Source organism: Vibrio pomeroyi, assembly GCA_041879425.1.
GTDB classification, from domain to species: domain Bacteria; phylum Pseudomonadota; class Gammaproteobacteria; order Enterobacterales; family Vibrionaceae; genus Vibrio; species Vibrio pomeroyi_A.
The window spans coordinates 2869749-2895594 of the sequence record CP090854.1 but is presented as its reverse complement, the minus strand read 5'-3'; the positions used below and the strand labels follow the sequence as shown (position 1 = coordinate 2895594).

Below are 25846 nucleotides of genomic sequence, written 5' to 3'. Positions count from 1 at the left end.
CGTTTTTCGTGAAGTGAACCCTTGACGGAATGGCGTTTTTATTTTCGGGTGTTGGTTTTTAATTATCTGATTTAAAACAAAAAAAGCGCCATGGTAGGCGCTTTTGAAATTGGTTCTAATGCTGCTAAGTATTACGATTGCTTAGCCGCTTCTAGCTTTGCATCTTTACCTGCTTGCTTCTTTTCAAAGCGAGAGATCCACCACCAAGCGATAGCTGAGAATACAGCCGTCATAAATACATTGACGAAGAACGCTTGCATTAGGTCTACACCTGTTGGGAATGCTGACGCCGTCATGCTGACAACAAAGATACCGATAAGTACTGACACAACAGACATACCTTGAACTCGAGTACCCATGCGGAAGTCACGTGGTGTATCGTCATGCTTCAAGCGGAATACAAAGTACGCCACCATGATGAAGATAGGCGGTAACATTGCGGTACCTGCTGTTAGGTTGATTGCTGTGTTCATCATGTCTTGTACAGATTCAGAGCCGAAGCCGTTAACCACAAGCATTACGAATACGAACGCAAACTGCCACCATGCTGCACGAACAGGAACACCGTGCTCGTTCAGTTCTGTTGTCTTCTCGCCGTAAACACCTTTAGGGATTTCAGAGAAGTGAATTTTTACAGGTGCCGCAGTCCACATCATCATCGAGCCGAACATTGCAACGAACAGTACGATACCAACGAAGCGACCCGTTAGAGATTGTGAAATGTCGAAGTAGTTCGCCATGCCTGTGAAGATTTCAACCATACCGCCAGCGTAAGTTAATTCATCACGTGCAACGAATACGTTTACTAGTAGAGAGCCGACTGCGTACATCGCACCAATCGCGATACCTGCACCAATGATGACTTTGATGAAAGACTTATGACCACCTTTCACATCGTTTAGGTATGCCGCTGCGGTTTCTGCACCGCCAGCTGCTTGGAAGATCCAACACATAATACCCAGCGTTGCCCAGTTGATGGTTGGTGTCATCGCTTCTAGCGTGATTGGTTCAACCGGTTCGTGGTTACCGCCTAACGCCATAAGTGCACCGATAACGTAAATCGCGAACAGAGCAAATACGCCGTATGCCACGATCTCTGCAATCTTACCTAACCAGCTCGCTCCCTTGGTTGAGATGTGCGTTGCTGCAGCAAATAGACCAATCGAGATGGCCGATGTCACGACAGGAGAGAAGGCGTATTCGTAGCCAAGCATTGCGTAAGATGCGTAGGCGATGACGTTTGGTAGAAGCGATACAAACCAGAAAAGGTTCACGAACCAGTACAGGAACGAACCTAGGTAGGCCGCTTTAGTACCCAGCGGTTTTTTAAGCCAGTCGTACATGCCTGACTCAGAATTTTTGTTTGCTGATACGAATTCAGCAATGATGAACACGAATGGAATGAAGTAAATAAGGGTCGCAAGCAAAAAGATAGGAGCAGAACTCAATCCTAATTCGATGTTGTTATTTACGATGTTGCGAACGTTAAATACCGCTGCAAATGTCATGGAGAGCAAGGCAAATTTGCCCAACTTACCGCGTACAGATTCAGACATAGTGTCCTCCGGGGAATCACATAATTATAGTCGTTATTTCTCTATGCTTCTTTGTAGGGAAGAAGCACAGAGGCTTTGTTCAGTCTATTTGAGCCTTGAACGGCAAGGCTCAAATGCGCTGTGAATTATTAGGGTTTTACTTACTTATTAAGGAAGTAACCGTCTTCAATGGTCACTTTCAGAACCACCTTGCGAACTCGGTTATCACCGTGAAAGCGGTAAGCTTTGCTGTTATCAAAAATCGCTACTTGGCCTTCAGCTAACTCACGAGTTTCACCGTTACCCAATAGGTGTTCACGGTCGGTTTCATCGCTGTAAGCTTGGATTTGTTCTAGCTCTGATTTCGCTGCGAACTCGACAGTTTCACGACCTTCTAAGTAGTAGTGCACATCGAAATAACGACGGTTACCGGTGAAGTTTTCAGTGTTACGAGCCACGCCGTCTTCAATCATGTAAGCCAGTGAGTCACCAATCGAATACATCACGCCATCTTTGATGTTGCCGATGTTTTCAATCGCTTCTACACAGCGTTGCCATTTACGACCGTCGCGGTAAACGACTTTAAATTGTTCTAAGTTCTCTAAAACGATCATCGCTTATGCCTCGTTCTTTTGTGGTTGAGTTTTCGGTGTGTTCGCCGTAAAAAACTCATCGCCAAAGTTGTGACTGATTAGGTGTAGCGCATCGCAATCGCCGGCTTGGAATGGAATCAGAGTTAAGCCGTAGCGGAACTCGTCCATGTAAACTCGGTAAGAGTCGAGCACTTCGCTGCCCCAAGAGTTCGAGCCTAAGCCCATCACTTGGTGGTCTAGGTTTAGGGTGATGTAACCGCTCTTCTCTAGCTCAATGGTGTGTTGTGCTTGGTGCAGGTTTTGGTTGGTGTAGAACCATGCGCTGAAGTTGATTTCTTGTTGTGGTTTCACTGCAATACCATTACCCGCGCGGCTTGAAAGCGCAGCCCAACGAACGTGTTGGCGGTTGCCGTTGTTTTGTGGGAACGGGTAGTTCTCGAACATGTCTGCAACTGTTGATTGGTAGACATCAATCATGTTGGCTTGCTTGCTGTCTTGGTAGTTCTCTTCAGGGCCACGGCCGTAGTATTGAACTTGGTCGAAGTCGCTGTTGATGCCCATATCGAAACCAACCACTGGAATCACGTGTGGGTAATCACCATAGCGTTCGCCGCTTAGCTCAACGTTCAGCTGACCTTCAGCACTGATTTGGTAGCGATATTCGCAACGCATGCCGAAATCAAATACTGGTGGAGCAATAATGCTGGTGGTCGTGATCTCGACCTTGCCGTTGTTCTGTTCAACGTTAAGTGAGCGGAAATGTTCCTGCATGATCTGTAGGTGTGCCGGCTCCCAATAGCCATCGTGCTCTTGTTTATGGTTATCGATCATTGGCTTGAAGAAGTTGATTCGTGGTTCTGACTTAATCATCTCTTCGCCATTGACTAGCCATGAGGTCAGCTTGCCGTTCACTTTTGAGAAGTTCAGCGCGAAGTTGTGGCCTTTGATTAGGTAAGCGAGACGAGACTCTTCAACATTCAGTGCCGTTGCATTGTTGTTGGTGAAGGCTTCTAGCTGTGCCGTGTTCTCTTTCACTTGGAATTGGTAAACCGCGATGTCGTGGTTCGCTTCGCTGTAAGGCGTGCGGGAATCTTTGCGAACAGTAAAGTTCACAAATACTTCGCGCTCATCAAGTTGTGGCAAGTTAAGCGTCAGTTCACGGCTAGAGTTTTCTGCCAGCTCTTCAACCTTGATGTGTTGCACAGCAATGGTTTCACCTTCAGCGCGAATTTCTGCAGTGATGGTGTAGTCATCGATGTTTGAGAACCACAGTTTGTTATCAACAGTGAAGGTGCCAGTTTGCGCATCGAAATCGTGAAGCTTCACAGGGGCAATCACTTGCTTGTACTCTTTCAAACCTGGACCTGGTGTTTGGTCTGGGTAGATCAAACCGTCCATGCAGAAGTTGTAGTTGTTCGGGTAGTCTCCGTAGTCGCCACCGTACTTGTAGAACTCAGTTCCCGCTTCATCACGCGCTAAAATGCCATGATCACACCATTCCCAAACATAGTGACCTTGAATCGAGTCGTGCTTGTAGAACACGTTTTGGTACTCGGTTAAACCGCCCGGGCCGTTACCCATTGCGTGTGCGTATTCACAGATGATGCGTGGTTTTTCGTGTGGGAATTCACCGAAGGCATTCATCAATTGAGCGCGTGAGTACATGGTTGAAATGATGTCGACCACTTCAGCATCACGGTCTTCTTCGTAGTGAACCAAGCGAGTGTCATCAATCGCTTTTGCTGCATCGTACATAGCACGGATGTTGCAGCCGTAGCCTGATTCGTTACCTAAAGACCACATGATGATAGAAGGGTGGTTCTTTTGAGCGTGAATGTGACGTTCGATACGCTCAACAAACACCGCTTCCCATGCTGCATCATTAGTGATGCGGCTTAGGTCACCAACGTTAGCAAAGCCGTGTGTTTCAACGTCGGTTTCACCCATCACGAACAGACCGTAGATATCACACAGTTCGTAGAAACGTGGGTCGTTCGGGTAGTGTGCTGTACGTACTGAGTTGATATTGTGTTGCTTCATCAACACTAAGTCTTTCTCTACGCGATCCATGCCAACAGCACGACCTTTTAGGTGGTCGTTGTCGTGGCGGTTCACACCGTGCAGCATCACGTATTTGTTGTTGATGTAGAACAGACCATCACGAACCTTAATGTCACGGAAACCAACGCGATGTGGGATCACTTCTAACACTTTGCCGTCTGCGTCTTTTAGCGTCAGTAGCAATTGGTAAAGGTATGGATTTTCAGCGTTCCATTGAACTGGGTCCACTACATCAATAGAGAATTGAGTGTTCGCATTGCCGCCAGTCTGTTGGTTAGGAACAGCTAAGTTATCTACAGAGCCTTGCGAGATAACTTGGCTGCCATCAAATAATGCGTACTCAAGGGTTGCGTTTGTCGCTGCTGCTAGGTTTTCTAGAACAACATTGCACGAGAGGGTTGCGCTTTGGTAAGCATCGTCAAAATCGGTGCGAACCGTTAGATCTTGAACGTGCAGTTGCTCTTTACCAACAAGGTAAACATCACGGAAGATACCGCCCGTCCACCACATGTCTTGGTCTTCAATGTAGGTGGAATCTGCCCACTGCATCACGCGAATAGAAAGTAGGTTGTTGCCCGCTTTTACGTGGCTAGAGATATCGAACTCAGCGGTTAGGCGACTGCCCTTGCTGAAACCAACGTACTCACCGTTTACGTAAACTTCGAAGTAGGTCTCTACGCCATCAAACTTGATGATGGTTTGCTTCTCGTCCCAGCTTTCGCCAAGGAAGAAAGAGCGTTGATATGCGCCTGTTGGGTTGTCTGATGGTACGAAAGGCACATCAATTGGGAATGGGAAACCTTCATCTGTGTATTGAAGATCGCCGTGGCCTTCCATTTGCCACATGTTTGGAACCGTAATGTGGCCCCAATCGCTCATCTCTTGAGAGTAAAACTCTTCAGGAACCAGTAACGGGTTAGTGAAGTAGCTGAAATTCCATTGACCACTTAATAGTTGGAAGTGGCTGCTTAATTCACGTTGAAATGTCTTAGCTGTTTTTTCTGATGCGTATGAGAAGAAGTAAGCACGTGGTGCCATACGGTTCTCATGTAAGTTCAGGAAGTTTTCCCAGTTGTTCACGTTGCCTCTCTCTCGGCCTGTTTGAATGCTGGCCGACGTTCTTATGCGTAATTGGGTCGTAGTGAATACGAGTATTTTTGGACTGAGGTAATTATTAGTAAAAGTTTTACTAAATGAAATTGGTGAAAACGTTTTACTTTAACTCCATCACGTTTTTTGTGGGCTTTTTACGGTGCTGTGTGATCCACTTAAAAGAATACTATTTGGTGTTTTATACAGCAGATTGGAAGAGACGATATGTGATTGGATAGGGGGATTACAGGTACAAAAAAGGCCACCTATAATAGAGGTGACCTTTCATTATCTATTTGAAATATATTGTTATTTTGTTGTATCGCGCAGCTTGAGTTTACTTGGTACGTAAACTCTTAGTGGGATAGTACGGCCATCGCGTACTTTCTCAATCAGAAGGTTAACACCTTGAATTCCCATCAGTTCAGAGTGAATACGAACGGTTGATAAACTTGGGAAGGTAAATTTAGCTGTTGGGATGTCATTGACACTGATCAGCGCAATGTCTTCTGGAATGCTTAATCCGTGTTCATGAACGGCGCGTAAAACACCAATTGCAATCGAATCTGATGCAATAAACATCGCTTTCGGGTAATCGCCGCTCTCTAGCATCTTCTTCGCCAGCTTGTAGCCAGATGAACTAGAGAAGTCACCGCGGTAGATGTCTTGCTCGCTGACTACGTTCTTCAAACCACCGTATTCCGCAAAGGCGACTTCGCGAATATCAGAGGTGTTAATGTCGTCTTGGCCACCGATGAAACCAATGCGTTCGTAGCCTTGGTTAATGAAGAAGTTGGTGATCTCTTTGCTGATGCGAGCAAGGTCAATATCAACGGAGTCATAAGGTTCAGAGTGATCGGTAAAGTCTACGTAACAGATATTATCGGTGAGCTTTTTCGCTTGTGCGATAACTTCTTGCGTCATTCTACCAACCAGTAAAATACCAGTTATCTGGCTAGAGTTGATCTGTATTTTACTTTCGTAACAGTTGGTTAGGTTAACTTCCATCTTTTCGCACTGTGTCTCAATACCGTGGCGAATTGATAGATAATAAGGGTCGTTAACTTCCGCTTCTTGCTTGTAATTGTACAGAGCAAGGAAGTGGTGGTTCTGCTTTTTACCGCTAACCGATTTACGTGAGCTGCTGGTTTTGTATTCCAACTTCTCGGCAATTTCAAAGATACGCCTTTTGGTCTCTTCCTTGACGCTTAATGTAGGATCTTCATTGAGAACCCGAGAAACGGTAGCTAATGAAACATTTGCTTCCGTCGCGATATCTTTTAACGTTGCCATACTCACTTCCTGTTCTTGGAACATTGCACTGCTTTGAAATTCGTCTTTAGTAAAAAAGCAATGCACCTCTTTATTCTACTGACCTATTGTAATCAAACTGAAAGTCAATGCATTAACTTTTAGTAAAATAAATGCTCAACTCCTCTGTGATGTCGCAAATCTAACTATCTATAAAGATCTCATTTAATTTCAATGAATTAGCACTGTCTATCGATTCATCAATTCTATGTTGATATGAATATGTCTCGTGGAACTTTGTGTAAACGTTTACACTTCGTGGCTCTGATCACAGAATTATAGTCAGATTGGCTGCTACTATTTCTGTAACAACGAACTAATACACAGAGTATCGGTTCAGATTTCATCATGAATGACAGTGAAGAGAGGTTGATTGTGAAAGTACTGGTAACGGGCGGCATGGGTTACATCGGAAGTCACACATGTATTCAAATGATGCAGGCGGGGATGGAGCCAATCATTGTAGACAACCTTTGCAACAGCAAAGAGCTAGTACTGGAGCGAATCAATGCGCTAACCGGTCAAACACCAACATTTTACCTTGGCGATATTCGTGATGAATCCTTCTTAGATGGTGTTTTTGCCAAGCATGACATTCAAGCCGTAATTCATTTCGCTGGCCTAAAAGCGGTCGGCGAATCAGTCGCTAAGCCTTTGGAATACTACGATAACAACGTCAATGGTTCTCTGGTTCTAGCGCGCAGCATGAAGAAAGCAGGCGTGAAAAGCATCGTATTTAGCTCTTCAGCGACGGTTTACGGCGATCCTGAGATTGTGCCGATCACCGAAAGCTCACCAACGGGCGATACCACGAACCCTTATGGTCGTAGTAAATACATGGTCGAAGAGTGTTTGAGTGATTTGTTCAACGCTGAAAACGACTGGAGCGTCACTTTACTGCGCTACTTTAACCCTGTCGGCGCACATCCATCGGGCACCATGGGCGAAGACCCGCAAGGCATTCCAAACAACCTAATGCCATTTATCGCACAAGTTGCCGTTGGTCGTAGAGAGAAGCTTTCTATCTTTGGAAACGATTACCCAACCGTTGATGGAACTGGCGTTAGAGATTACATCCACGTGATGGATTTGGCTGATGGCCACGTAGCAGCATTAAAAGCCGTGGGCGAGAAAGCGGGTCTACACATTTACAACCTAGGTACAGGTAAAGGCTCAAGTGTACTTGAGATGGTTGAAGCCTTCGCACAAGCATCGGGCAAGCCAGTGCCTTACGAATTATGTCCGCGTCGTGCTGGTGATATTGCCGAATGTTGGGCAAGCACAGAAAAAGCAGAACGCGAACTGGGCTGGAAGGCGACTCGCAGCGTGATGGAAATGACGGCGGATACGTGGAATTGGCAGTCGAATAATCCCCAGGGTTACTAAGAAACTTTTAGGTTATTGAGAAAAGAGAGATTCCAGATATCTCGTGCCTCGATTCTGGAATGACGAATGAGCATAAGGCCATGAAGCGGTGGCCTTTGCACAAATAGCACAACGAGATCACACGTCATTCCCTACAGCGAGGAACGAGCGTGATAGGGAATCTCCTTGTAGAAGAATGATTCGTCTTGGTGAATTGACCAAGACACAAAAATTAAGAGCAATGTAAGTATGTCAAAAGTTGAATTTAACCCAGTAGACCACCCGCATCGTCGTTATAACCCACTAACGGGTCAGTGGATCTTAGTATCACCGCACCGTGCTAAACGCCCGTGGAGCGGTCAAGACGAGAAGCCATCAACTGAACAACTTCCTGAGTATGAGAATGAGTGTTTCTTGTGCCCGACCAACACACGTATCTCGGGTGATGAAAACCCAGATTACGACGGTACTTATGTGTTCAGTAATGATTTCGCGGCGTTGATGCCTGATTCGCCTGACGCTCCAGAGTCTGACAACCCTCTATTTAAGACTCAAGGTGTTCGTGGGTTGAGCCGCGTTATCTGTTTCTCTCCAGACCACAGCAAAACGCTGCCAGAGTTGCCGGTGAATAAAATCCGCGGCGTGATCGATACCTGGAATGAACAGATTGAAGAGCTAAGTAAAGATTACCTATGGGTTCAAGCGTTTGAGAACAAAGGCGAGACTATGGGCTGTTCTCAGCCTCACCCACACGGTCAAATTTGGGCGAACAGCTTTCTGCCAAACGAGATTGAACGTAAAGAAAAGCTGCTAAAAGAATACTTCGAGCAACAAGGTTCAAACCTATTAGTGGATTACGTTGAAGCTGAAATGAAAGACGGCTCACGCACTGTGGTTGAAACGGAACATTGGATTGCTGTAGTGCCTTACTGGGCAGCATGGCCATTCGAAACCATGTTGCTGCCAAAAACGCACATTCGCCGTATGAGTGAACTGACTGACGAACAACGTGATGATTTGGCACTTGCGATCAAGAAGCTGACCTGCCGCTACGATAACTTGTTCCAATGTTCATTCCCATACTCAATGGGTTGGCACTATGCGCCGTTCTTTGAAGAAGGCACCGACATCGACCATTGGCAACTGCACGCGCTTTTCTACCCGCCACTACTGCGCAGCGCATCGGTTCGTAAGTTCATGGTGGGCTACGAAATGTTGGCAGAATCGCAACGTGATTTGACCGCAGAACAAGCAGCGCAACGTCTTCGTGATTTGAGTGACGTTCACTACAAAGAGCAGTAATACGCAGCTTCTAGGTAACAAACGAGATTCCTGATATCTCGTCCCTCGATTCTGGAATGACAGCTTCATTGAAACGTTTAGCGTCAATCCCGAGAGTGAGGAACAAAGGAGTCGGGAATCTCAAAGAATTAAAGTGGTGCCATGAAGGGGCCACAATTGAACAAAGAGTTTAAGCAGAGAGTTTACTTATGTCTGATCTAATCCAAAACGTGAAAGCATCTTTTGAGCAAGTCCTTGGTTACCAAGCGACTCACATCGTTCAAGCGCCAGGTCGTGTGAACCTGATTGGTGAGCACACTGACTACAATGACGGTTTTGTTCTACCGTGTGCCATTAACTACCAAACCGTTGTTGCGGCAGCAAAGCGTGATGACAACATGGTGCGTGTTGTGTCTGTTGACTACGATGATGCGGTAGACGAATTCGATATCACGCAAGAGATTACCTTCCAACAAGACAAGATGTGGGCGAACTACATTCGTGGTGTGGTGAAGTGCTTAATTGGTCGTGGCTACCAGTTTAAAGGTGCGGATATTTCTGTATCAGGCAATGTACCTCAAGGTGCGGGTTTGAGTTCATCAGCCGCGCTAGAAGTGGTAATTGGTCAGACATTCAAGGTGCTTTACAACCTAGAGATCACTCAAGCTGAAGTCGCATTGAATGGCCAGCAAGCAGAGAACGAATTCGTTGGTTGTAACTGCGGCATCATGGACCAAATGATCTCGGCTGAAGGCCTAGCGAACCACGCGATGCTTTTGGATTGCCGTAGCCTAGAAACTCAGGCGGTTTCGATGCCAGAAGACATGGCGGTGGTGATTATCAATTCAAACAAGAAACGTGGCTTGGTCGACAGTGAATACAACACACGCCGTGAGCAGTGTGAAGAAGCGGCTCGCTTGTTTGGTGTCCCAGCACTACGTGATGTAACGATTGAGCAATTCAAAGCGAAAGAGTCTGAATTGGATGGGATGGTTGCTAAGCGCGCTCGCCACGTGATTACTGAAAATGACCGCACAGTAGAAGCGGCTCAAGCTCTGCGTACTCATGACATGAAGCGCATGGGCGAGTTGATGGCAGAATCACATGCATCAATGCGTGATGATTTTGAAATCACAGTTAAAGAGATCGATACGCTAGTGGATATGGTTAAAGAAGTGATTGGCGATCAAGGCGGCGTGCGTATGACGGGCGGTGGCTTTGGTGGTTGTATCGTGGCGTTGGTTCCGCCAGCTTTAGTTGATGAAATTAAAACAACCGTTGAGCAGAAATATCAAGCAGCGACGGGTCTAAAAGAATCAATTTATGTGTGCCAAGCGAAAGACGGCGCCGGCCTAATTGAAGTAATCTAACTGCTTCGAGACTTAAGATAGTGCTTACCAAGTAAAAAGATCATGGTAGGCCAAATACTAAAGCCTTTACCTCAACGTAGAGGCTTTTTACTGGCAGTAGAAGGAATTTAGAATGACACAAGCGCAGAACCTGCATCAATCCATGACAGAAACTGCAGCCTATGATGGCCAACCTGCTCAGCTTGTCACGCTGTCGAATGCACACGGCATGGAAGTGACATTCATGGATATTGGCGCAACGTGGTTGAGCTGTATCTTGCCAGTAAAAGGAAACAGACGAGAAGTGCTATTGGGTGTGAATTCAATGGAGAACTTCGAGAAGCAAGCCAGTTATATGGGGGCGACAGTCGGTCGTTATGCTAACCGCATTGCCAATGGTCGTTTCAAGATTGACGGCAAGAATTACAAACTGGAAACTAACCAAGCGGGAAATACCTTACACGGTGGGCCGAATGGTTTTGATAAACGCCGTTGGAGTATTACTGAGCAAACTGAAACATCGGTTGTGTTTAGCTTAGTATCAGCGGATGGCGACCAAGGTTTTCCGGGTAATTTGAACGTGTCGGTTCGTTATGAAATCACCGAAGATAATCGAGTCTCTATCGATTATACAGCCAACACCGATAAACCAACGGTAGTTAACCTGACTAATCACGCCTACTTCAACCTGCTCGGTGCAGAAGCAGGGCACGATTGCTTGTCTCACATTGTGAGTATCAATGCGTCTCAGTTCTTACCAACCAACTCTGTCGGCATTCCATTAGGCAACTTGAAATCGGTGAAATCGACCAGCTTCGACTTCACTCAGCCTATGATGATCTCAGAGCGTTTATTAGGTGATGAACAACAGAAAGCCGCCAAGGGTTACGATCACTCTTTCTTATTGGCTGACGGCTGTAAACGCACTCAATGTGCCGCGACTGTGACCTCGCCAGATGCGCTGGTCACCTTAAAAGTATTTTCAACCAAACCTGCTATGCAGCTGTACACCGGAAACTGGCTTGGTGGCACACCAAACCGAAGTGGTGGCAGCTATGAAGATTACGCAGGTTTGGCATTAGAAACCCAGTTCTTACCTGACTCTCCTAACCACCCAGAGTGGAAGCAGGACAGTTGTATTCTCCAGCCTGAACAAGAATACAACTACCGTACCTGCTACCAGTTTGAATTTTCGGGGGATTCTTCAAACTAGTACACTCTAGCTCAAAGCGGTGATGCCAAGTTCTTTTGTTGATTTATGAATGGAGCGGTGTGATTTATTACGCTGCTCTTGGGGGGATGAACAAAAGTGGCACCTAGCAATCGGCGACCTAATAAGGGAGTGATTGTTGGGTACGAGAGTAAGGTAGGAAAGCCCTAACAGAAGCGATTCTGTTAGGGCTTTTTTTCGTTTGCTGTTTGGTCAGTGACCGAACTTAGATTTTCTCTACCGAATTACGGCGCACCAAAGTTGGCGAGAACATCATTGGTTCTGCTGAGGTGTCTTCACCTTTGGCTAGGTTCAAGGCAAGTCGTGTTGCTTTCTCAGCCATCATTTGAATTGGGTAACGAATCGTAGTCAGCTTCGGATGAACATAGCGAGCAATTAAGCCATCATCGAATCCGATGATCGACATTTTCTCTGGCGCTTGGATTCCGTTTTCATCGAGTACAGACAAAGCACCTGCCGCCATGTAGTCGTTGTAAGCCACAATACCAGTGATTGGCAATGACTTAGTCAGCAGGTTTGTCATCGCATATTCGCCACCATCACTGGTTGGCAGAGCCTGTTCAACATAGCTTTCAGATAACTCAATACCATACTCTTTTAGCGCGGCTTGGTAACCTTCAACACGCTCGTTGGCATCTTCAATGCTTGAAGAAGAGGCGATACACGCAATGTTTTTGTGACCATGTCGGATTAAGTATTCAGTCGCGAGGAAGGCGCCTTTCTTGTTATCTAGAAAGATACAGCGATTGGCAATTTCTTCGATGTAACGGTTGATCAGCACTAAGCCTTTCACTTCTTTAGAGTAAGCAATCAGCTCCTCGTCAGTCAGGCCTTTCGAGTGAATGATTAGGGCGTCACAGCGACTGTTGATCAGTAGCTCAATCGCTTGTTGTTCTTCTTCACGATTGTGAGAACCATTGCCCACCAAGATATGTTTGCCGTTCTCTCTGGCAACGTTGTCGACCGATTTAACTAGCGTGCCAAAGAAAGGATCGGAAATATCACCCACCAACACACCGACGGTATTGGTGCTTTGGCTTACGAGCGCACGGGCATTGGCATTCGGGCGATAGCCGAGTTTAGCCATCGCTTTAGTGACTGACTCAATAGAGCTAGCACTGGCCTTCGGAGATTTGTTGATCACCCGAGATACGGTTGCGACTGATACACCGGATTCTTTTGCGACATCCTTGATTGTTGCCATATTTAACCTCTATATATTGCTGCATCTATTTAACACCGACAATGAGTGCAAGGCAATCAAACTCTCATTTTACTTCCGGTAATGAGATCTTTACCGCTTGTAATTATTAGGCTTAATGCTAGTGTAAACATTTACATTTCACTTAATTTTAGTAAAAGATTTAATGAGTGAAAATCAATCAATATAGGAAGTGAGAAATGGATACTGTCTCTTATGGCGACTTTGCTAAGTTAGAAATGCGTGTGGGTAAGATCATCGAGGTTGTGCGTCATGAAAACGCAGACAAGCTTTACATCGTGCAAGTAGATGTGGGTGAGAAGACGCTACAAACAGTGACCAGCCTAGTCCCTTATTACACAGAAGAAGAGTTGATGGGCAAGCAGGTTGTTGTGTTGTGTAATTTAGCGAAGGCCAAGATGAGAGGCCACACTTCTGAATGCATGTTGCTGTGTGCGGAGACGGATGATGAATCTGAAAGTGTATTGCTGACACCTGAACGTGCAATGCCAGCGGGTATTCGAGTGGTTTAAGCGGTTTATTTTAGTCGGTGAGCCTATTCGTTATAAGCTCATCGATTTTTCTGTTTTCAAAGCTCCAAAGCCCTCAAAGACTAGCTGCGAACACTCAGTATCAAACCATCAATCACACTGTGGTGGTGATCAGATACGCCAGCAAGATTGCCGTATTTGGGCTGGTGGCGATCATTTTCTAATGGGTGGTGCCAACCTTGTGTATGTTTCACAAAGTGCGCCGCAAAGCTTTCAGATACTTCTAGGCATCCTGCCATAACGGTATCGACATAGGTTTGAACTATAGGGCTGTTTTCACAAGGCGCTTGAATCTCGTCTTTGATGTATACCCAGATCGATTGATCCGTTTTAAAGTCAGTTTGGCTCTCTATCTGAACAGCTTTTAATTCGATACGGTGATAACCGCGTTCACGACGATCAAATTCAGCCAATGCCACATCATCCACTTCAAGCAAAACACCGTTCACTTGCCCTTCACCAAGGTTGACGATCAAAGGGGATAACACGTAACTGTCATCGATCTTACTCCAATGGCGCACTAAGCCATGAACAATCGCTGGGATCGCTTGACCTGTTTGACCGGTAAGTTGACGTGAAGATGAGTTGATCAAGCTGCCATAACCAAAAATATACATCGCGTTCCTTGTCTGTTCTTTTGTATTTGAGACTAGTCTTACTATATGTGGCGAGATGGCAAAAGTCAGTAAGTTTCTATTTATACACCTATATGTCTTTATGACTCTTTTGGTTGTGTGTTTTTGACCTGTTTATTGGCTAGTGAATCTCGTGAGTGGCTGTTTTTACTGGCTTTATCGAATTGGCGCGTTTCATGCAATGTGATCTGCATATGGCATCGAATTTGATGCACACCAAATTTGGTTTAGGTAATACCTTGGCCGCTTATCTGAGAATTAGGAGCGAGTTTGTTAAATATCACAGATAAAAGTGTAGAAGACGCGATTCCAGCCTACCTGCGTTTAGGCTTTCGACCTTTCTTCTTTTTGGGCAGTCTCTATGCCGTGATTGCGATTGTGGCTTGGGTCATCATGTTCCAAAACGGTCAGCCAGAGATTTTAAACGTTCCCGCACTGTGGTGGCACGTGCATGAGATGCTGTTTGGTTTTTCGATGGCGATTGTTGTCGGCTTTGTGCTTACAGCCGTGCAAACTTGGACGGGCGTTAATGGCACCAAGCATTATCGATTAGCTGTGCTCGTCGGATTGTGGCTGGCACCTCGCATTCTGTTTTGGACACCGGCTCCATTGTGGCTGATCTCTTCGATTGAAGCGTTGTTCTTAATCTTCGCGGCTTACGAGATTGGTTTTCGTGTCGTGAAGTCGAAAGGTTGGAAGAACCTGTTCTTCGTACCGCTGTTTATATTGGCTATCGTGGCGAACTTTGCGAGCTACGCGACCATTAAAGGTATGCCTCCATTTCCTTCATCTGCGGTATGGCAAGCGATGTTGTGGTGGTTTACGTTGTTGCTGTCTGTAATGGGCGGACGAGTGATTCCATTCTTTACCGCTCGTCGCTTCGACTTTGAGAAAGCGCAACCATTGGTGTGGTTGGAATGGTTGGTAAACTTACCTTTGGTAGGGCTGTTTGTTCTGAGCTTCTTCCCACTCACCTTTGCTCAAGTAGGCAATGAATTAATGGTGTTTGCTGGCGTGACTCAGTTAGTCCGCTTTATCCGTTGGAAGCCTTGGACGACGTTATCTGAGCCTTTGGTGTGGTCACTGCATGCGGCTTACTTGTGTATCCCTCTAAGCTTACTGCTACGTGGTTTGTTAGATAACCCATTTGCGAGTCATAACATGCTGCACCTGTTTGCGATTGGTGGCTTGAGCGGTTTGATTCTTGCGATGATTACTCGCGTGACCATGGGACACACTGGTCGTGCAATTTACAAAGGGCCAAGCATGGCGCTAGCCTTCTCAGCGATTTTTATTGCCGCGTTAGTTCGTAGCTTAGGCGTGACTTTCTTCCCTGCTTATCTGTTTGAGATGGTTAACATCAGCGCAGGTTTATGGACGTTGGCGTTTGGTCTGTTTATCTGGAAATTTGGCATGATGCTATTAACACCACGAGTGGATGGTCATCCGGGTTAAGTTAATCTCAGCCTATTGATTAAAAAAGGGAAGCGTTGAGCTTCCCTTTTTTGATCGTGTTGAAGAGTACGGTCACTCCAATAAATCATTCACTATTCGCTGCAAGATATTGGCGTATTTGGGTAATGAGGTCTTCTTTGGCATGAGGGGAGATGAAGCTCGCCTCGACGGCGTTAATGCTGAACTGCGCTAATTCTTGATGAGTGAGTGGGTGTGTATTGGCCACGGCTAGAAAGTTGTCATTCATGTAGCCACCAAAGTAAGCAGGGTCATCGGAATTGATGGTGACACACAGCCCTTTTCGTAGCAGTTCAACAATGTTGTGGTCTTGCATGGTATCGAAGACTTTTAGCTTGGTATTCGATAGCGGGCAGACTGTGAGTGGAACACGCTTTGCTGCCAGCTCTTCGACTAATTCAGCATCCTCGATACAGCGAACCCCATGGTCAATTCGAGTAATGCCCAACAAGCTCAACGCATCGATAATGTTTTGTGCGGGGCCTTCTTCTCCGGCGTGTGCGACGGTTAGAAATCCTTGATTGATGGCTTCTTGGAAGACATGTTTAAACTTCTCTGGCGGGTTGCCTTGCTCGGATGAATCTAGCCCAACCGCAATGATTTTGTCTTTGTAAGGAAGGGCTTGTTGGAGTATCTCGAACGCGCTGTCTTCATCAAGATGACGCAGAAAACACATGATAAGTTGGCTGCTGATCCCGAGTTCCTGTGTGGCTTGCTCTAGTGCTTGGGTAATGCCGCCTACAATCGTGTCAAAAGCGATGCCGCGTTCCGTGTGGGTCTGTGGGTCGAAGAATATCTCAGTGTGAACCACGTTATCTTGTTGGCATTTTAATAGGTAAGCCCACGTCAGATCGTAGAAATCTTGCTGGTGGATCAGCACGTTGGCACCTTGATAATAGATGTCGAGAAAGGACTGAAGATTGTGGAATTGGTATGCGTCTCGCACTTGGTCTGGGTTTTCAAAGGGAATCGACACGTTATTTCGCTTGGCGAGCTCGAACATCAGCTCTGGTTCTAATGTGCCTTCTATGTGTAAGTGCAGCTCAACCTTCGGTAAATTTTTGATGAAGCTATCCATAGCAACTCCTTAGCTATTTTAATTATGGGCGGAGTAGGTGAGATGTTTGTGCCTAACAATATGAAGTCTTAGGCGGTTCATTTATCTCTGTTTGAGCATAGTTCATTTCATTGTGGTCGATAAAACAGTGCCGAAATTGGTGCTGAACAGAGGCTTGCTAAGGAATTGAAATGAGCCGCAAACGATTTGCAGCATAGGAGTGTGATCCGCTGCAAATATTTGCAGCAATATTCATTGATTTGTGCTCTAATACCGCGCTTACCAAGGGATGGTGTTAAAAGATGCTCACTTAGATGGAGTTATCAAAGTTGACCGATCCCTTAATGATCTCCCTTAGGAAAAAATAGAACATGTCTAAGAACAAAAAATTTGATATCCGCCTTACAGAAAAACGCAACGGTTGGTGTGCAGAGATTACTCGTCAAGTAACGTCTCGCAGCACAACAGTATCTAAGCGTGAGTCTGGTTTCGAAACTGAAGCTCTTGCACAAGAGTGGGCAGAGAAAGAGCTAGCATCTTTCATCGCAAACCAAGCTGAACGTAACGAGCGTAAATCAGAACAGCGTAAAGAGCGTGACGAACTGCGTCACACTAAAGAGCTTAAAGCTGAGCAAGCACGTGAAGCACGCGCTAAAGCTCGTGCAGAAGAGCAAGAAGACGCTGAATAATTCGGTGCACGATTAACTTATAGGTTCCTTAATTTTAAGATAAGGGACTTATAAAAAAAGCCCCAATATAGTCACCTATATTGGGGCTTTTTCGTTTGTGGAGTTCGTTTCTATTTTGCCTAAGACCGACGGTTTTAGCTTGAGCCTTGGCTTGTCGCTTTTAACGTCGATCTCTTAAGCTTTAATCAGTTATTCAGCGCCGTTAGCCAATCGTCTTCTGCTACTTCTTCTATGTAGCTCTCTACAGATTGTCCCACTTCTTCATCGTCTTGCTTGAAGTAAGCGATGTGGAACACAGCATCACCTTCGTTTACTAAAGGCAGAGTCTGCTGACCAATCACGATACCGCCTTTGGTCGTGATCACTTGGCCTTCTTGGTGACCCAGCGGAGAACTGATGTAAGCCAGAGTTTGCCCAGCTTCAACCTGTTCGCCCAGTCTTACCATATTACGCAAGATGCCGTCTGATTCCGCGCGGATCCAGCTGGTTGATTTACTCAATACTGGTTCTGGCAACTTCTTACGGTTCGGGCGCAGCATGCCGATTTCTTTCATTACTTGGTGAATGCCCAAGTAGCCAGCACGAATCGCTAGGTGATCGAAACGCAGCGCTTCACCACCTTCGTAAGTTAATACAGGAATACCAAGTTTTTCTGCTTCGCTACGCAGTGAACCGTCACGCAGTGGAGAATCAATAATCACTGGTGTCGCGAACGCTTTCGCGATGCGCATCGTTTCTGGGTTCGATAGGTTTGCACGAATCTGTGGCAGATTGGTACGGTGAATCGCGCCCGTGTGTAGATCCAAGATGTAATCACAGTGCTTCGCCACGTTCTCGAAGAAAGTGTAAGCGATACGTGATGTTAGCGATCCTTTCTCACTACCTGGGAAGCAACGGTTTAGGTCGCGACGGTCTGGTAGGTAACGAGACTTATGGATGAAGCCGAACACGTTAACGATAGGCACAACAATCAAGGTACCCTTCAGTTTCTTTGGATCGATAGCGTTCGTCAGTTGTCGAGCAATCTCAACACCGTTTAGCTCATCGCCGTGGATCGCCGCGTTTACCATCAGTGTTGGGCCCGCTTGGCGACCGTGAATGATTTCAATCGGGATCGAAAGTGGAGAGTGCGTGTAAAGCTGAGCTGCTTGCAGTTCAATCTCCATTCGTTGTCCTGGCTGAACAGTATAACCAAGTAATTCGAATGGTTGATTAGGTTTTAGTCTTGCCATTTAGGTTGTTCTCAACATGGTGATAATTCGTTAACACGGAATGTATCAATCGTTGATTTTTAGTACGAATCAATCACTTTACGGTCACGATAAAAGTTTTTTATGAAGGGGCTTCAGAATTGGTTTCCGTTTTTGATTTGGTGAATTAGAGGGTGTTTCAAATTGTGAATTTCCTGACAATACATTGATTTAACTCTGATATTTGTTGTTTGCTTACTTGGTATTATCCATCGCCATTTTTTGGCGGCCAAATTCAAATATCGAGATAAAAATGAAAAAAACAATTTCAAAAGTCGTTGCACTGGCGGTGGTTTCTGTCGCTTTATCTGGCTGTGTTGGTAGTAACGCAGTAACGGGTTACCTAATGAAGTTCAACGTTAAGGCTGTTGATAACCGTTACGCACGTGGTGGCTTGAACATGCTACTTGCACCTGCTTACGGTCTAACGGTTGCTGCTGATTACCTGGTATTCAACTCACTAGAGTTCTGGACTGGTAGCAACCCACTGACTGGTTCTCCTCACATCTTTGATACAAAGACTGACACTTACCTAGACATCAACCATCAGTTGGATCCGTCTCTGACGGAAGCACCTGTTGGTCCTATCACGAGTGCAGATGTGATCGAGAAAGGTCAAATGCAGCAGATTGATGAAAACACGATCCAAATGGACATTACTTACCAGTCTGGTGAGCGTGCGACGTTAATCGGTGTTCGTGATGGCGAGATGGTGACGTACTTCATCGATGGCGAAGTTGTGGCACAAACTTCAATTGATGAGCTAGAGAGCTACGCAGCTTCACGCGCTTAATGTTTTAGCTGATCGCAAAGCTTAGATACAAAAACAGGTACTCATTGAGTACCTGTTTTATTTTGTGTCGATGAATAGTATTTACCGTGAAATCCTATCTATCGAAAACACAATGGTTTGAACTATGCTTTTTCTGGAATTGCTTCTAGCAGCGCAACCATTTGGTTCCAGAATAGCTCAACGGTGTCGATCTTCACTTTCTCATCTGGAGAGTGAGGGAACTTGATCGTTGGGCCGAAAGATACCATATCCATGTTCGGGTAAGGTTCTTTGAATAGGCCACACTCAAGACCAGCATGGATAACCATGATGTTTGGTTTGTGACCGTAGATACCTTCGTACATGTCGCGGAAGATGTGCATGATTTCTGAATCAGCGTCTGGCTTCCAACCTGGGTAAGCGCCAGAGAACGCGATGTTCGCGCCTGCTAGTTCAGCAACAGAGTTCAGCATGCCTTCAACTTGCTTACGACCAGAGTCGATCAGAGAACGAATCAGGCAAAGTACAGTGATTGAGTTCTCTTCTGTTGTGATAACACCAACGTTTAGAGAGGTTTCAACAACACCTTCGATCTCGTCACTCATACGAATCACGCCGTTTGGCGCAGCGTTTAGTGCAGCGATAAAGCGAGCTTGGTCTGCTGCTGCTAGAGCGCCCATTTCAACCGAAGCTTCTTCGTTGAAAGTAACAATGCTGTCTTCTACTTTACCTAGCTCTGTTGAAAGAAGCTCTGTGTAGTAGTTGTATAGCGAAGCCAGTTTCTCTTGGTTTGCAGCAGGTACAGCAACCGTTACGAAGCCTTCACGAGGAATCGCGTTACGAAGGCTACCACCTTTGAACTCTACGATGCGTAGGTCTAGTTCTTTCGCGTGACCAGCTAGGAAGCGAGCAAGCAGTTTATTCGCGTTTGCACGACCAGTGTGGATGTCACAACCAGAGTGACCGCCTTTAAGGCCTTTTAGCGTTAGCTTACGTGTTACGAAGCCAGCAGGAACTGCGTTACGTGCCACATCGAATGTCATTGCGCCGTCGATACCGCCAGCACAACCCATGTACACTTCACCTTCTTGCTCAGAATCGGTGTTAAGAAGGATATCGCCTTCTAACCAACCCGCTTCAAGACCGAAAGCGCCTGTCATGCCTGCTTCTTCGTCTACTGTTAGTAGAACTTCGATAGGGCCGTGCTTGATTTCGTTTGAAGCAAGTACTGCCAAACAAGAAGCCATGCCCATGCCGTTATCAGCGCCAAGCGTTGTGCCTTTTGCTGTAACCCACTCATCATCGATGTATGGTTGGATTGGATCTTTAGCGAAGTCATGAACGGTGTCTTCGTTCTTTTGTGGAACCATATCGATGTGAGCTTGTAGCACCACACCTTTTTTGTTTTCCATACCCGGCGTTGCTGGCTTCTTGATGAATACGTTGCCCGTTGGGTCACGACGTACATCTAGGCCTTGCTCTGTTGCCCAAGCAATAATGTATTGAGCAAGCTCTTCTTCATGCTTTGAAGGGTGTGGGATTGAGCAAATCTTATCGAAGAACTGCCAAATAGGGGCAGGGGATAATTTACTGATCTCAGAATGGAATTCAGACACGGATGACTCCTTTTTTATTTAATAACCATATATTTAGGATTTTTATAGGTAAAAACTTAGAACAAAAATCTAAAATATGGGTCTATTTTGATGGCAACAGCATACCACTAGAGTGTTTTGACGAGTAGCACTTCTAAACCTGAAATGCCTCAAATTTTGAACGCCATCTTGGTCATTTGATCTTAAATAAGTGCGTTGATGCTTATAAATGGTGCAAGCAAACGTTTGTTTAAGTCTATTCTGTAATTTAATTACAAAATTAAGTTTGCAAAATAACCATAAATGGCGAAAAGTGTGACCTGAAGCAAAAAATACTTGTAATCTTTTTTCTTTGAGGTATATTAATAACCAACTTCTGAAGTGAAGAGTAAATGCTCAAAGGATGAGTCCGTTTTATCGCCTCCAAGGAACCGAGAAATCAAATTCGTTTTTTATTGATTTATTAAGGTGATAGTTATGAAAGGTTTACCATCTGCAATGTTCTGGCTTAACAGCTCTGTTTACACTAGCAACTTTGCATACCCTACAAGCTTCGGTTACTAATACCGTAAGCATGTAACTCGAACAGTTTTGTTCACCCCTATATATTGGAATTCTTTTACAGCCCTTTTGGTTGACAGATTCTACCGCCACTCAGTTTTGAGTGGCGTTTTTTTTGCCTGCTACTTTTCCAAACCGCTTTATCTTGTCTCTTTTCCTGCTGTTCTGCGTGGTTGTTTTTTAAACGCCAAAATATCAATTTGCGCCTTATTACTGATCCTGTTGAAAAATACACAACTCTTGTGGGTTTGAATTCAGAATTTAATGGCTAGATTCTCTATCAAAATAACCGATGGTCGAAAAAGCAACCAACATTCTTTATTGGGCTAAATGGCTTTAATTAACTGTTTATTATGGTTATTTCTTGGTGATTACTTCGTTTTTAATCGCTTTGTTTCATACGGCATTCTGATAAATATCGATTAGAGCCTTAATTCTATCTGGAATTTGTTATTTGATAACTTTATAATCCACAGCCAATCGATTACGCAACCGTTTACTTTTTACCCTTATAGGATTCGATAATGTTCGAAAAGCTATTCAAACTCAGTGAAAACGGCACCAATGTGCGCACTGAAATCATCGCAGGTCTAACAACCTTCCTAACAATGGCTTACATCATTTTTGTAAACCCAATGATTCTAGCTGATGCTGGTATGGACCATGGCGCTGTATTTGTAGCAACCTGTTTAGCGGCTGCTATCGGCTGTTTCATCATGGGCTTTGTTGCTAACTACCCAATCGCTCAAGCACCAGGTATGGGTTTGAACGCATTCTTTACCTACGCAGTAGTTATGGGTATGGGTTATACGTGGCAAGTTGCTCTGGCTGCGGTTTTCGTATCAGGCGTAATCTTCATTTTCTTAAGTATCTTTAAGATCCGTGAATGGATTATCAACTCGATTCCTATGTCTCTACGTGTTGGTATCTCTGCGGGTATCGGTCTTTTCCTAGCGTTTATTGCACTGAGCAATGCTGGCATCGTTGTTTCTAACCCAGCAACTAAAGTATCTCTGGGCGACATTACTGCGATTGCTCCTATCCTAGGTTCATTAGGCTTCTTCCTTACGATTGCTCTTGTTCACCGTGGTGTGAAAGGCGCAGTAATGATTGCGATTCTAGCGATCACGGCTCTTGGTATTATTATTGGTGACGTTCAATACGGCGGCATCATGTCTACACCACCAAGCCTAGCTCCTACGTTCATGCAGCTTGATTTCTCTGCTGTATTTGAAATCGGTATGATTTCAGTAGTATTCGCATTCTTGTTCGTCGATTTGTTCGATACTGCGGGTACGCTAGTGGGTGTTGCAACGAAGGCAAACCTAATCAAAGAAGACGGTAAACTTCCTCGTCTAAACAAAGCACTGCTTGCTGACTCTACAGCAACGTCTATTGGTGCATTGCTAGGTACATCAAACACAACTTCTTATGTAGAGAGTGTTGCAGGTGTCGCTGAAGGTGGTCGTACAGGTCTAACAGCGGTTGTTGTTGGTATCTTATTCCTACTGGCTCTTTTCTTCTCGCCACTTGCAGGTATGATTCCGGCTTACGCAACATCAGGCGCGCTTTTCTATGTAGCAATTCTGATGATGTCTGGCCTAGTTGGCATTGATTGGCGTGATCTTACGGAAGCTGCACCAGTCGTGGTAACATGTCTGCTAATGCCGCTGACGTACTCTATCGCTGAGGGTATCTCACTAGGTTTCATCGCTTACGCTGCAATTAAGCTGCTAAGTGGTAAAGGTCGCGACGTTTCACCTGCTGTGTGGGTAATGTCGGCTATCTTTATTCTTAAATACATTTTCGCTTAATCGTCTAGATTTCTGCTTAATCGCTGAAGGGGCTATGCACGACATAGCCTCTAATAACATGACAAAATTATTAGGTTTTATACTATGAGCAACAAATTCGTTATCACTTGGGACAACATGCAGACTTACTGCCGTCAACTAGCTGAAAAGCAAATGCCAGCAGAGCAGTGGAAAGGTATCTGGGCGGTAAGCCGTGGTGGTTTGGTTCCTGGTGCAATCTTGGCTCGTGAGCTAGGCATTCGTCACGTAGATACGATTTGTATTTCTAGCTACGACCACGATCACCAACGTGATATGACAGTAGTTAAAGCACCTGAAGGTGACGGCGAAGGCTTCCTAATCGTTGAAGACCTAGTGGACAGTGGTGACACTGCACGCAAGCTTCGCGAAATGTACCCGAAAGCGAAACTGATCGCAGTATGTGCAAAACCATCTGGCGCACACCTACTAGACGAGTACATCGTAGATATCGCTCAAGATACATGGATTGAGCAACCTTGGGATACAAGCCTAAGCTACGTTGAACCAGTAAATCGCAAGTCAAAATAAGCGTAAACTTAGTTTTTTGAGAAATGACCCTTTATAGGGTCATTTTTTTTTATATGATTAGTGACAACCATTTCTTATTAAGTATCCCAATGTCTGAATCAGAAGAAACGAGCTCGAACCTTTCGGAAACCTTGTTTGTAAAACACAAGCAGGCCAAAGAGACCTCAATGCTGACACAATACATGCCAAGCTCTGAAGCGTTATTGGATGAGAAGCGTGAACAGCAAAATTTATCTTGGTATCGAAACCTAAGACGTCTTCAGTGGGTATGGCAAGGCGTTAACCCAATTGAGCAAGAGGCGGTATTGTCGCGAATCGCATCGTCAGACAACTCACGCACAACCGATGAGTGGTTGGATACCGTGATGGGCTACCGCAGCGGCAACTGGGCATACGAGTGGACCAAGCTAGGCATGCAACACCAGAACCGTTCTCATGAAAAGAGCGGTGAAGAGATGGCGGAAGAGTTGTTCTCGGCGTCTTTGTGTTTCAGCATTGCGGGCTACCCACACCTAAAGAACGATAACCTGGCGGCTCAGGCTCAGGTATTGGCAAACGCGGCCTATTCGGAGGCGATTAAGCACACCAAGCTGATCGTTAAGCAGATTGAGGTGCCTTACCAGAACAAGAAGATCAAAGCGAATTTGCACCTAGCGAAAACAGATAAGCCTCAACCGGTTGTTATCGTGAGTGCGGGCTTGGATAGCTTACAAACAGATATGTGGCGTTTGTTTAGGGATTATTTAGCACCTAAGAACATTGCGATGCTGACGGTAGACATGCCATCGATAGGTCATAGTTCTCATTGGCCGTTAACGGAAGACTCTTCATGCTTACACCAAGCGGTATTGAATGAGCTACCGAACATCCCTTGGGTTGATCATCACAAGGTGGGCTTATTTGGCTTTCGCTTCGGTGGTAACGCTATGGTGAGATTGTCGTTCGTTGAGCAACAGAAGATCAAAGCGTGTATATCTCTTGGTGCGCCTATCCACGATATCTTTGTTCATGCCGATAAACTTAAGCAGATGCCGAAGATGCACTTAGATGTGCTGGCTTCTCGCCTTGGTAAAGGTGCGGTGGATATTAATAGCCTTTCTGGGCAGTTGATGGCGTGGTCACTTAAGGTGCAAGGGCTGCTGTCGAACAGCAAAACCCGTGTTCCTATCTTGGCATTAGCCTTAGAAGGGGACCCAGTATCACCACCAATGGATAATCAACTGGTTGCTATTTACAGTGATTACGGTAAAGCGAAGAAAATCAAAGCTAAATCAATTACACAAGGTTATGAGCAATCCCTCGAATTGGCGATAAAGTGGCTTGAGGATGAATTATTTAGATGACATTTCTCCGAAATTAGTTAAGCATGAAAAGTGTACAGATTAAGTACCTGATACTCAGAGAAAATTTATAAAATCCAACTGCGTATTTTCTACGTATTGCAGTCTGAGTAACGTCATTCTTAACATTGAAAACGGAGATTCAATATGTCAGAAGTGACACAAGAACCAACGCATTATCGCTTGTTAAACGTTTTAAAGGCCATTGGTCCTTATTTGAGGGAGCCGCAATCAGAAGAAGGCCACTATCTTTTTGATTGCTTGTCTGTGTGTGTGAACGATAAAAAATCACCAGAAGAACGTGAGTTCTGGGGTTGGTGGTTGGAATTGGATAAGTCGGAAGAGGGATATTCGGCGAAGTACAACATCGGTAAATACAACATTGAAGGCAACTGGGATTCTTTACCACTGCCTAAAAAGGCGGTCGCTGAGGTGTCTCGAACTCAAGAAGCCTTCCACCAAAAACTGGTTGATGAACTTCAAAGTAAGTTTGAAATCAGTATTCAATTAGACGAAGAGTCTGTCGAATTCGTCTGATTTT

21 protein-coding genes are annotated in these 25846 nt (G+C 45.3%); 12 read left to right on the top strand and 9 right to left on the bottom strand.

Annotated features, from left to right (window positions below; translation table 11 throughout):
• Nucleotides 1-131 precede the first annotated feature (131 nt).
• The 4 genes from L0992_12645 to ebgR all read right to left on the bottom strand — a co-directional run bounded on the left by L0992_12645 (nucleotide 132) and on the right by ebgR (nucleotide 6574).
• Nucleotides 132-1556: an amino acid permease gene (locus L0992_12645; protein ID XGB66562.1), complete on the bottom strand. Its 1425-nt coding sequence runs from the start codon at nucleotides 1554-1556 to the stop codon at nucleotides 132-134.
• A gap of 140 nt (nucleotides 1557-1696) precedes the next feature.
• Complete coding sequence (locus tag L0992_12640) at nucleotides 1697-2149, bottom strand: beta-galactosidase subunit beta (protein XGB66561.1); 453 nt, start codon at nucleotides 2147-2149, stop codon at nucleotides 1697-1699.
• A 3-nt stretch (nucleotides 2150-2152) separates the two neighbouring features.
• Nucleotides 2153-5269 carry a beta-galactosidase subunit alpha gene (gene ebgA, locus L0992_12635; protein ID XGB66560.1) on the bottom strand — a complete coding sequence of 1039 codons (3117 nt, stop codon included), beginning with the start codon at nucleotides 5267-5269 and terminating at the stop codon, nucleotides 2153-2155.
• 321 nt (nucleotides 5270-5590) lie between these two features.
• Nucleotides 5591-6574, bottom strand: coding sequence for a transcriptional regulator EbgR (ebgR, locus tag L0992_12630; protein XGB66559.1), 984 nt, complete (start codon nucleotides 6572-6574; stop codon nucleotides 5591-5593).
• A gap of 393 nt (nucleotides 6575-6967) precedes the next feature.
• On the opposite strand from ebgR, the gene galE reads away from it, so the two are divergent.
• The 4 genes from galE (at nucleotide 6968) to galM (ending at nucleotide 11800) form a co-directional block, all read left to right on the top strand.
• A complete protein-coding gene (galE, locus tag L0992_12625; protein XGB68732.1) occupies nucleotides 6968-7978 on the top strand; it encodes a UDP-glucose 4-epimerase GalE in 1011 nt (336 codons plus the stop codon).
• Between the two features lie 228 nt (nucleotides 7979-8206).
• Nucleotides 8207-9259 (top strand): UDP-glucose--hexose-1-phosphate uridylyltransferase, encoded by a 1053-nt coding sequence (locus tag L0992_12620; protein XGB66558.1) that lies wholly within the window; start codon nucleotides 8207-8209, stop codon nucleotides 9257-9259.
• Nucleotides 9260-9447: 188 nt separating this feature from the next.
• Nucleotides 9448-10608, top strand: coding sequence for a galactokinase (galK, locus tag L0992_12615; protein ID XGB66557.1), 1161 nt, complete (start codon nucleotides 9448-9450; stop codon nucleotides 10606-10608).
• Nucleotides 10609-10720: 112 nt separating this feature from the next.
• Nucleotides 10721-11800, top strand: coding sequence for a galactose-1-epimerase (gene galM / locus L0992_12610; protein ID XGB66556.1), 1080 nt, complete (start codon nucleotides 10721-10723; stop codon nucleotides 11798-11800).
• Nucleotides 11801-12023: 223 nt separating this feature from the next.
• Here galM and L0992_12605 read toward each other — a convergent pair whose 3' ends face one another.
• A complete protein-coding gene (locus L0992_12605; protein XGB66555.1) occupies nucleotides 12024-13022 on the bottom strand; it encodes a substrate-binding domain-containing protein in 999 nt (332 codons plus the stop codon).
• Nucleotides 13023-13219: 197 nt separating this feature from the next.
• Here L0992_12605 and L0992_12600 point away from each other — a divergent pair, with 197 nt between their 5' ends.
• Entirely contained in the window at nucleotides 13220-13552 is a 333-nt protein-coding gene (locus tag L0992_12600; protein ID XGB66554.1) for a tRNA-binding protein, read from the top strand.
• Between the two features lie 80 nt (nucleotides 13553-13632).
• Here the strand turns inward: L0992_12600 and L0992_12595 are convergent, their stop codons facing one another.
• Nucleotides 13633-14187, bottom strand: coding sequence for a gamma-glutamylcyclotransferase (locus L0992_12595; GenBank protein ID XGB66553.1), 555 nt, complete (start codon nucleotides 14185-14187; stop codon nucleotides 13633-13635).
• 288 nt (nucleotides 14188-14475) lie between these two features.
• Here L0992_12595 and L0992_12590 point away from each other — a divergent pair, with 288 nt between their 5' ends.
• Nucleotides 14476-15660, top strand: coding sequence for an NnrS family protein (locus L0992_12590; GenBank protein XGB66552.1), 1185 nt, complete (start codon nucleotides 14476-14478; stop codon nucleotides 15658-15660).
• A gap of 85 nt (nucleotides 15661-15745) precedes the next feature.
• On the opposite strand, the gene L0992_12585 is transcribed toward L0992_12590, so the two are convergent.
• On the bottom strand, nucleotides 15746-16756 hold the full coding sequence (locus L0992_12585; protein XGB66551.1) for an adenosine deaminase: 1011 nt from the start codon (nucleotides 16754-16756) through the stop codon (nucleotides 15746-15748).
• Between the two features lie 350 nt (nucleotides 16757-17106).
• Between L0992_12585 and L0992_12580 the strand changes: the two genes are divergently transcribed.
• Nucleotides 17107-17424, top strand: a complete 318-nt coding sequence (locus L0992_12580) for a DUF3622 domain-containing protein (GenBank protein ID XGB66550.1) — start codon at nucleotides 17107-17109, stop codon at nucleotides 17422-17424.
• Between the two features lie 185 nt (nucleotides 17425-17609).
• Here the strand turns inward: L0992_12580 and L0992_12575 are convergent, their stop codons facing one another.
• Entirely contained in the window at nucleotides 17610-18656 is a 1047-nt protein-coding gene (locus tag L0992_12575) for a succinylglutamate desuccinylase/aspartoacylase family protein (GenBank protein ID XGB66549.1), read from the bottom strand.
• Nucleotides 18657-18927: 271 nt separating this feature from the next.
• Here L0992_12575 and L0992_12570 point away from each other — a divergent pair, with 271 nt between their 5' ends.
• On the top strand, nucleotides 18928-19467 hold the full coding sequence (locus tag L0992_12570; protein ID XGB66548.1) for a DUF3332 domain-containing protein: 540 nt from the start codon (nucleotides 18928-18930) through the stop codon (nucleotides 19465-19467).
• 122 nt (nucleotides 19468-19589) lie between these two features.
• Here the strand turns inward: L0992_12570 and L0992_12565 are convergent, their stop codons facing one another.
• Entirely contained in the window at nucleotides 19590-21062 is a 1473-nt protein-coding gene (locus tag L0992_12565) for an aminoacyl-histidine dipeptidase (protein XGB66547.1), read from the bottom strand.
• A gap of 1064 nt (nucleotides 21063-22126) precedes the next feature.
• Here L0992_12565 and L0992_12560 point away from each other — a divergent pair.
• From L0992_12560 to crl, 4 genes are all read left to right on the top strand, one after another.
• Complete coding sequence (locus L0992_12560; GenBank protein XGB66546.1) at nucleotides 22127-23416, top strand: NCS2 family permease; 1290 nt, start codon at nucleotides 22127-22129, stop codon at nucleotides 23414-23416.
• An 84-nt stretch (nucleotides 23417-23500) separates the two neighbouring features.
• Nucleotides 23501-23965, top strand: coding sequence for an oxytetracycline resistance phosphoribosyltransferase domain-containing protein Tet(34) (tet(34), locus tag L0992_12555; protein ID XGB66545.1), 465 nt, complete (start codon nucleotides 23501-23503; stop codon nucleotides 23963-23965).
• A gap of 89 nt (nucleotides 23966-24054) precedes the next feature.
• A complete protein-coding gene (gene frsA, locus L0992_12550; GenBank protein XGB66544.1) occupies nucleotides 24055-25308 on the top strand; it encodes an esterase FrsA in 1254 nt (417 codons plus the stop codon).
• Nucleotides 25309-25452: 144 nt separating this feature from the next.
• Nucleotides 25453-25842, top strand: a complete 390-nt coding sequence (gene crl, locus L0992_12545) for a sigma factor-binding protein Crl (protein XGB66543.1) — start codon at nucleotides 25453-25455, stop codon at nucleotides 25840-25842.
• Nucleotides 25843-25846 lie beyond the last annotated feature (4 nt).

Coding starts and splice junctions, on each gene's coding strand:
- L0992_12645 (XGB66562.1), bottom strand. CDS start 1,556: ATGTCTGAATCTGTACGCGGTAAGTTGGGCAAATTTGCCTTGCTCTCC.
- L0992_12640 (XGB66561.1), bottom strand. CDS start 2,149: ATGATCGTTTTAGAGAACTTAGAACAATTTAAAGTCGTTTACCGCGAC.
- ebgR (XGB66559.1), bottom strand. CDS start 6,574: ATGGCAACGTTAAAAGATATCGCGACGGAAGCAAATGTTTCATTAGCT.
- L0992_12620 (XGB66558.1), top strand. CDS start 8,207: ATGTCAAAAGTTGAATTTAACCCAGTAGACCACCCGCATCGTCGTTAT.
- galK (XGB66557.1), top strand. CDS start 9,448: ATGTCTGATCTAATCCAAAACGTGAAAGCATCTTTTGAGCAAGTCCTT.
- galM (XGB66556.1), top strand. CDS start 10,721: ATGACACAAGCGCAGAACCTGCATCAATCCATGACAGAAACTGCAGCC.
- L0992_12605 (XGB66555.1), bottom strand. CDS start 13,022: ATGGCAACAATCAAGGATGTCGCAAAAGAATCCGGTGTATCAGTCGCA.
- L0992_12600 (XGB66554.1), top strand. CDS start 13,220: ATGGATACTGTCTCTTATGGCGACTTTGCTAAGTTAGAAATGCGTGTG.
- L0992_12595 (XGB66553.1), bottom strand. CDS start 14,187: ATGTATATTTTTGGTTATGGCAGCTTGATCAACTCATCTTCACGTCAA.
- L0992_12585 (XGB66551.1), bottom strand. CDS start 16,756: ATGGATAGCTTCATCAAAAATTTACCGAAGGTTGAGCTGCACTTACAC.
- L0992_12580 (XGB66550.1), top strand. CDS start 17,107: ATGTCTAAGAACAAAAAATTTGATATCCGCCTTACAGAAAAACGCAAC.
- L0992_12575 (XGB66549.1), bottom strand. CDS start 18,656: ATGGCAAGACTAAAACCTAATCAACCATTCGAATTACTTGGTTATACT.
- L0992_12570 (XGB66548.1), top strand. CDS start 18,928: ATGAAAAAAACAATTTCAAAAGTCGTTGCACTGGCGGTGGTTTCTGTC.
- L0992_12560 (XGB66546.1), top strand. CDS start 22,127: ATGTTCGAAAAGCTATTCAAACTCAGTGAAAACGGCACCAATGTGCGC.
- frsA (XGB66544.1), top strand. CDS start 24,055: ATGTCTGAATCAGAAGAAACGAGCTCGAACCTTTCGGAAACCTTGTTT.
- crl (XGB66543.1), top strand. CDS start 25,453: ATGTCAGAAGTGACACAAGAACCAACGCATTATCGCTTGTTAAACGTT.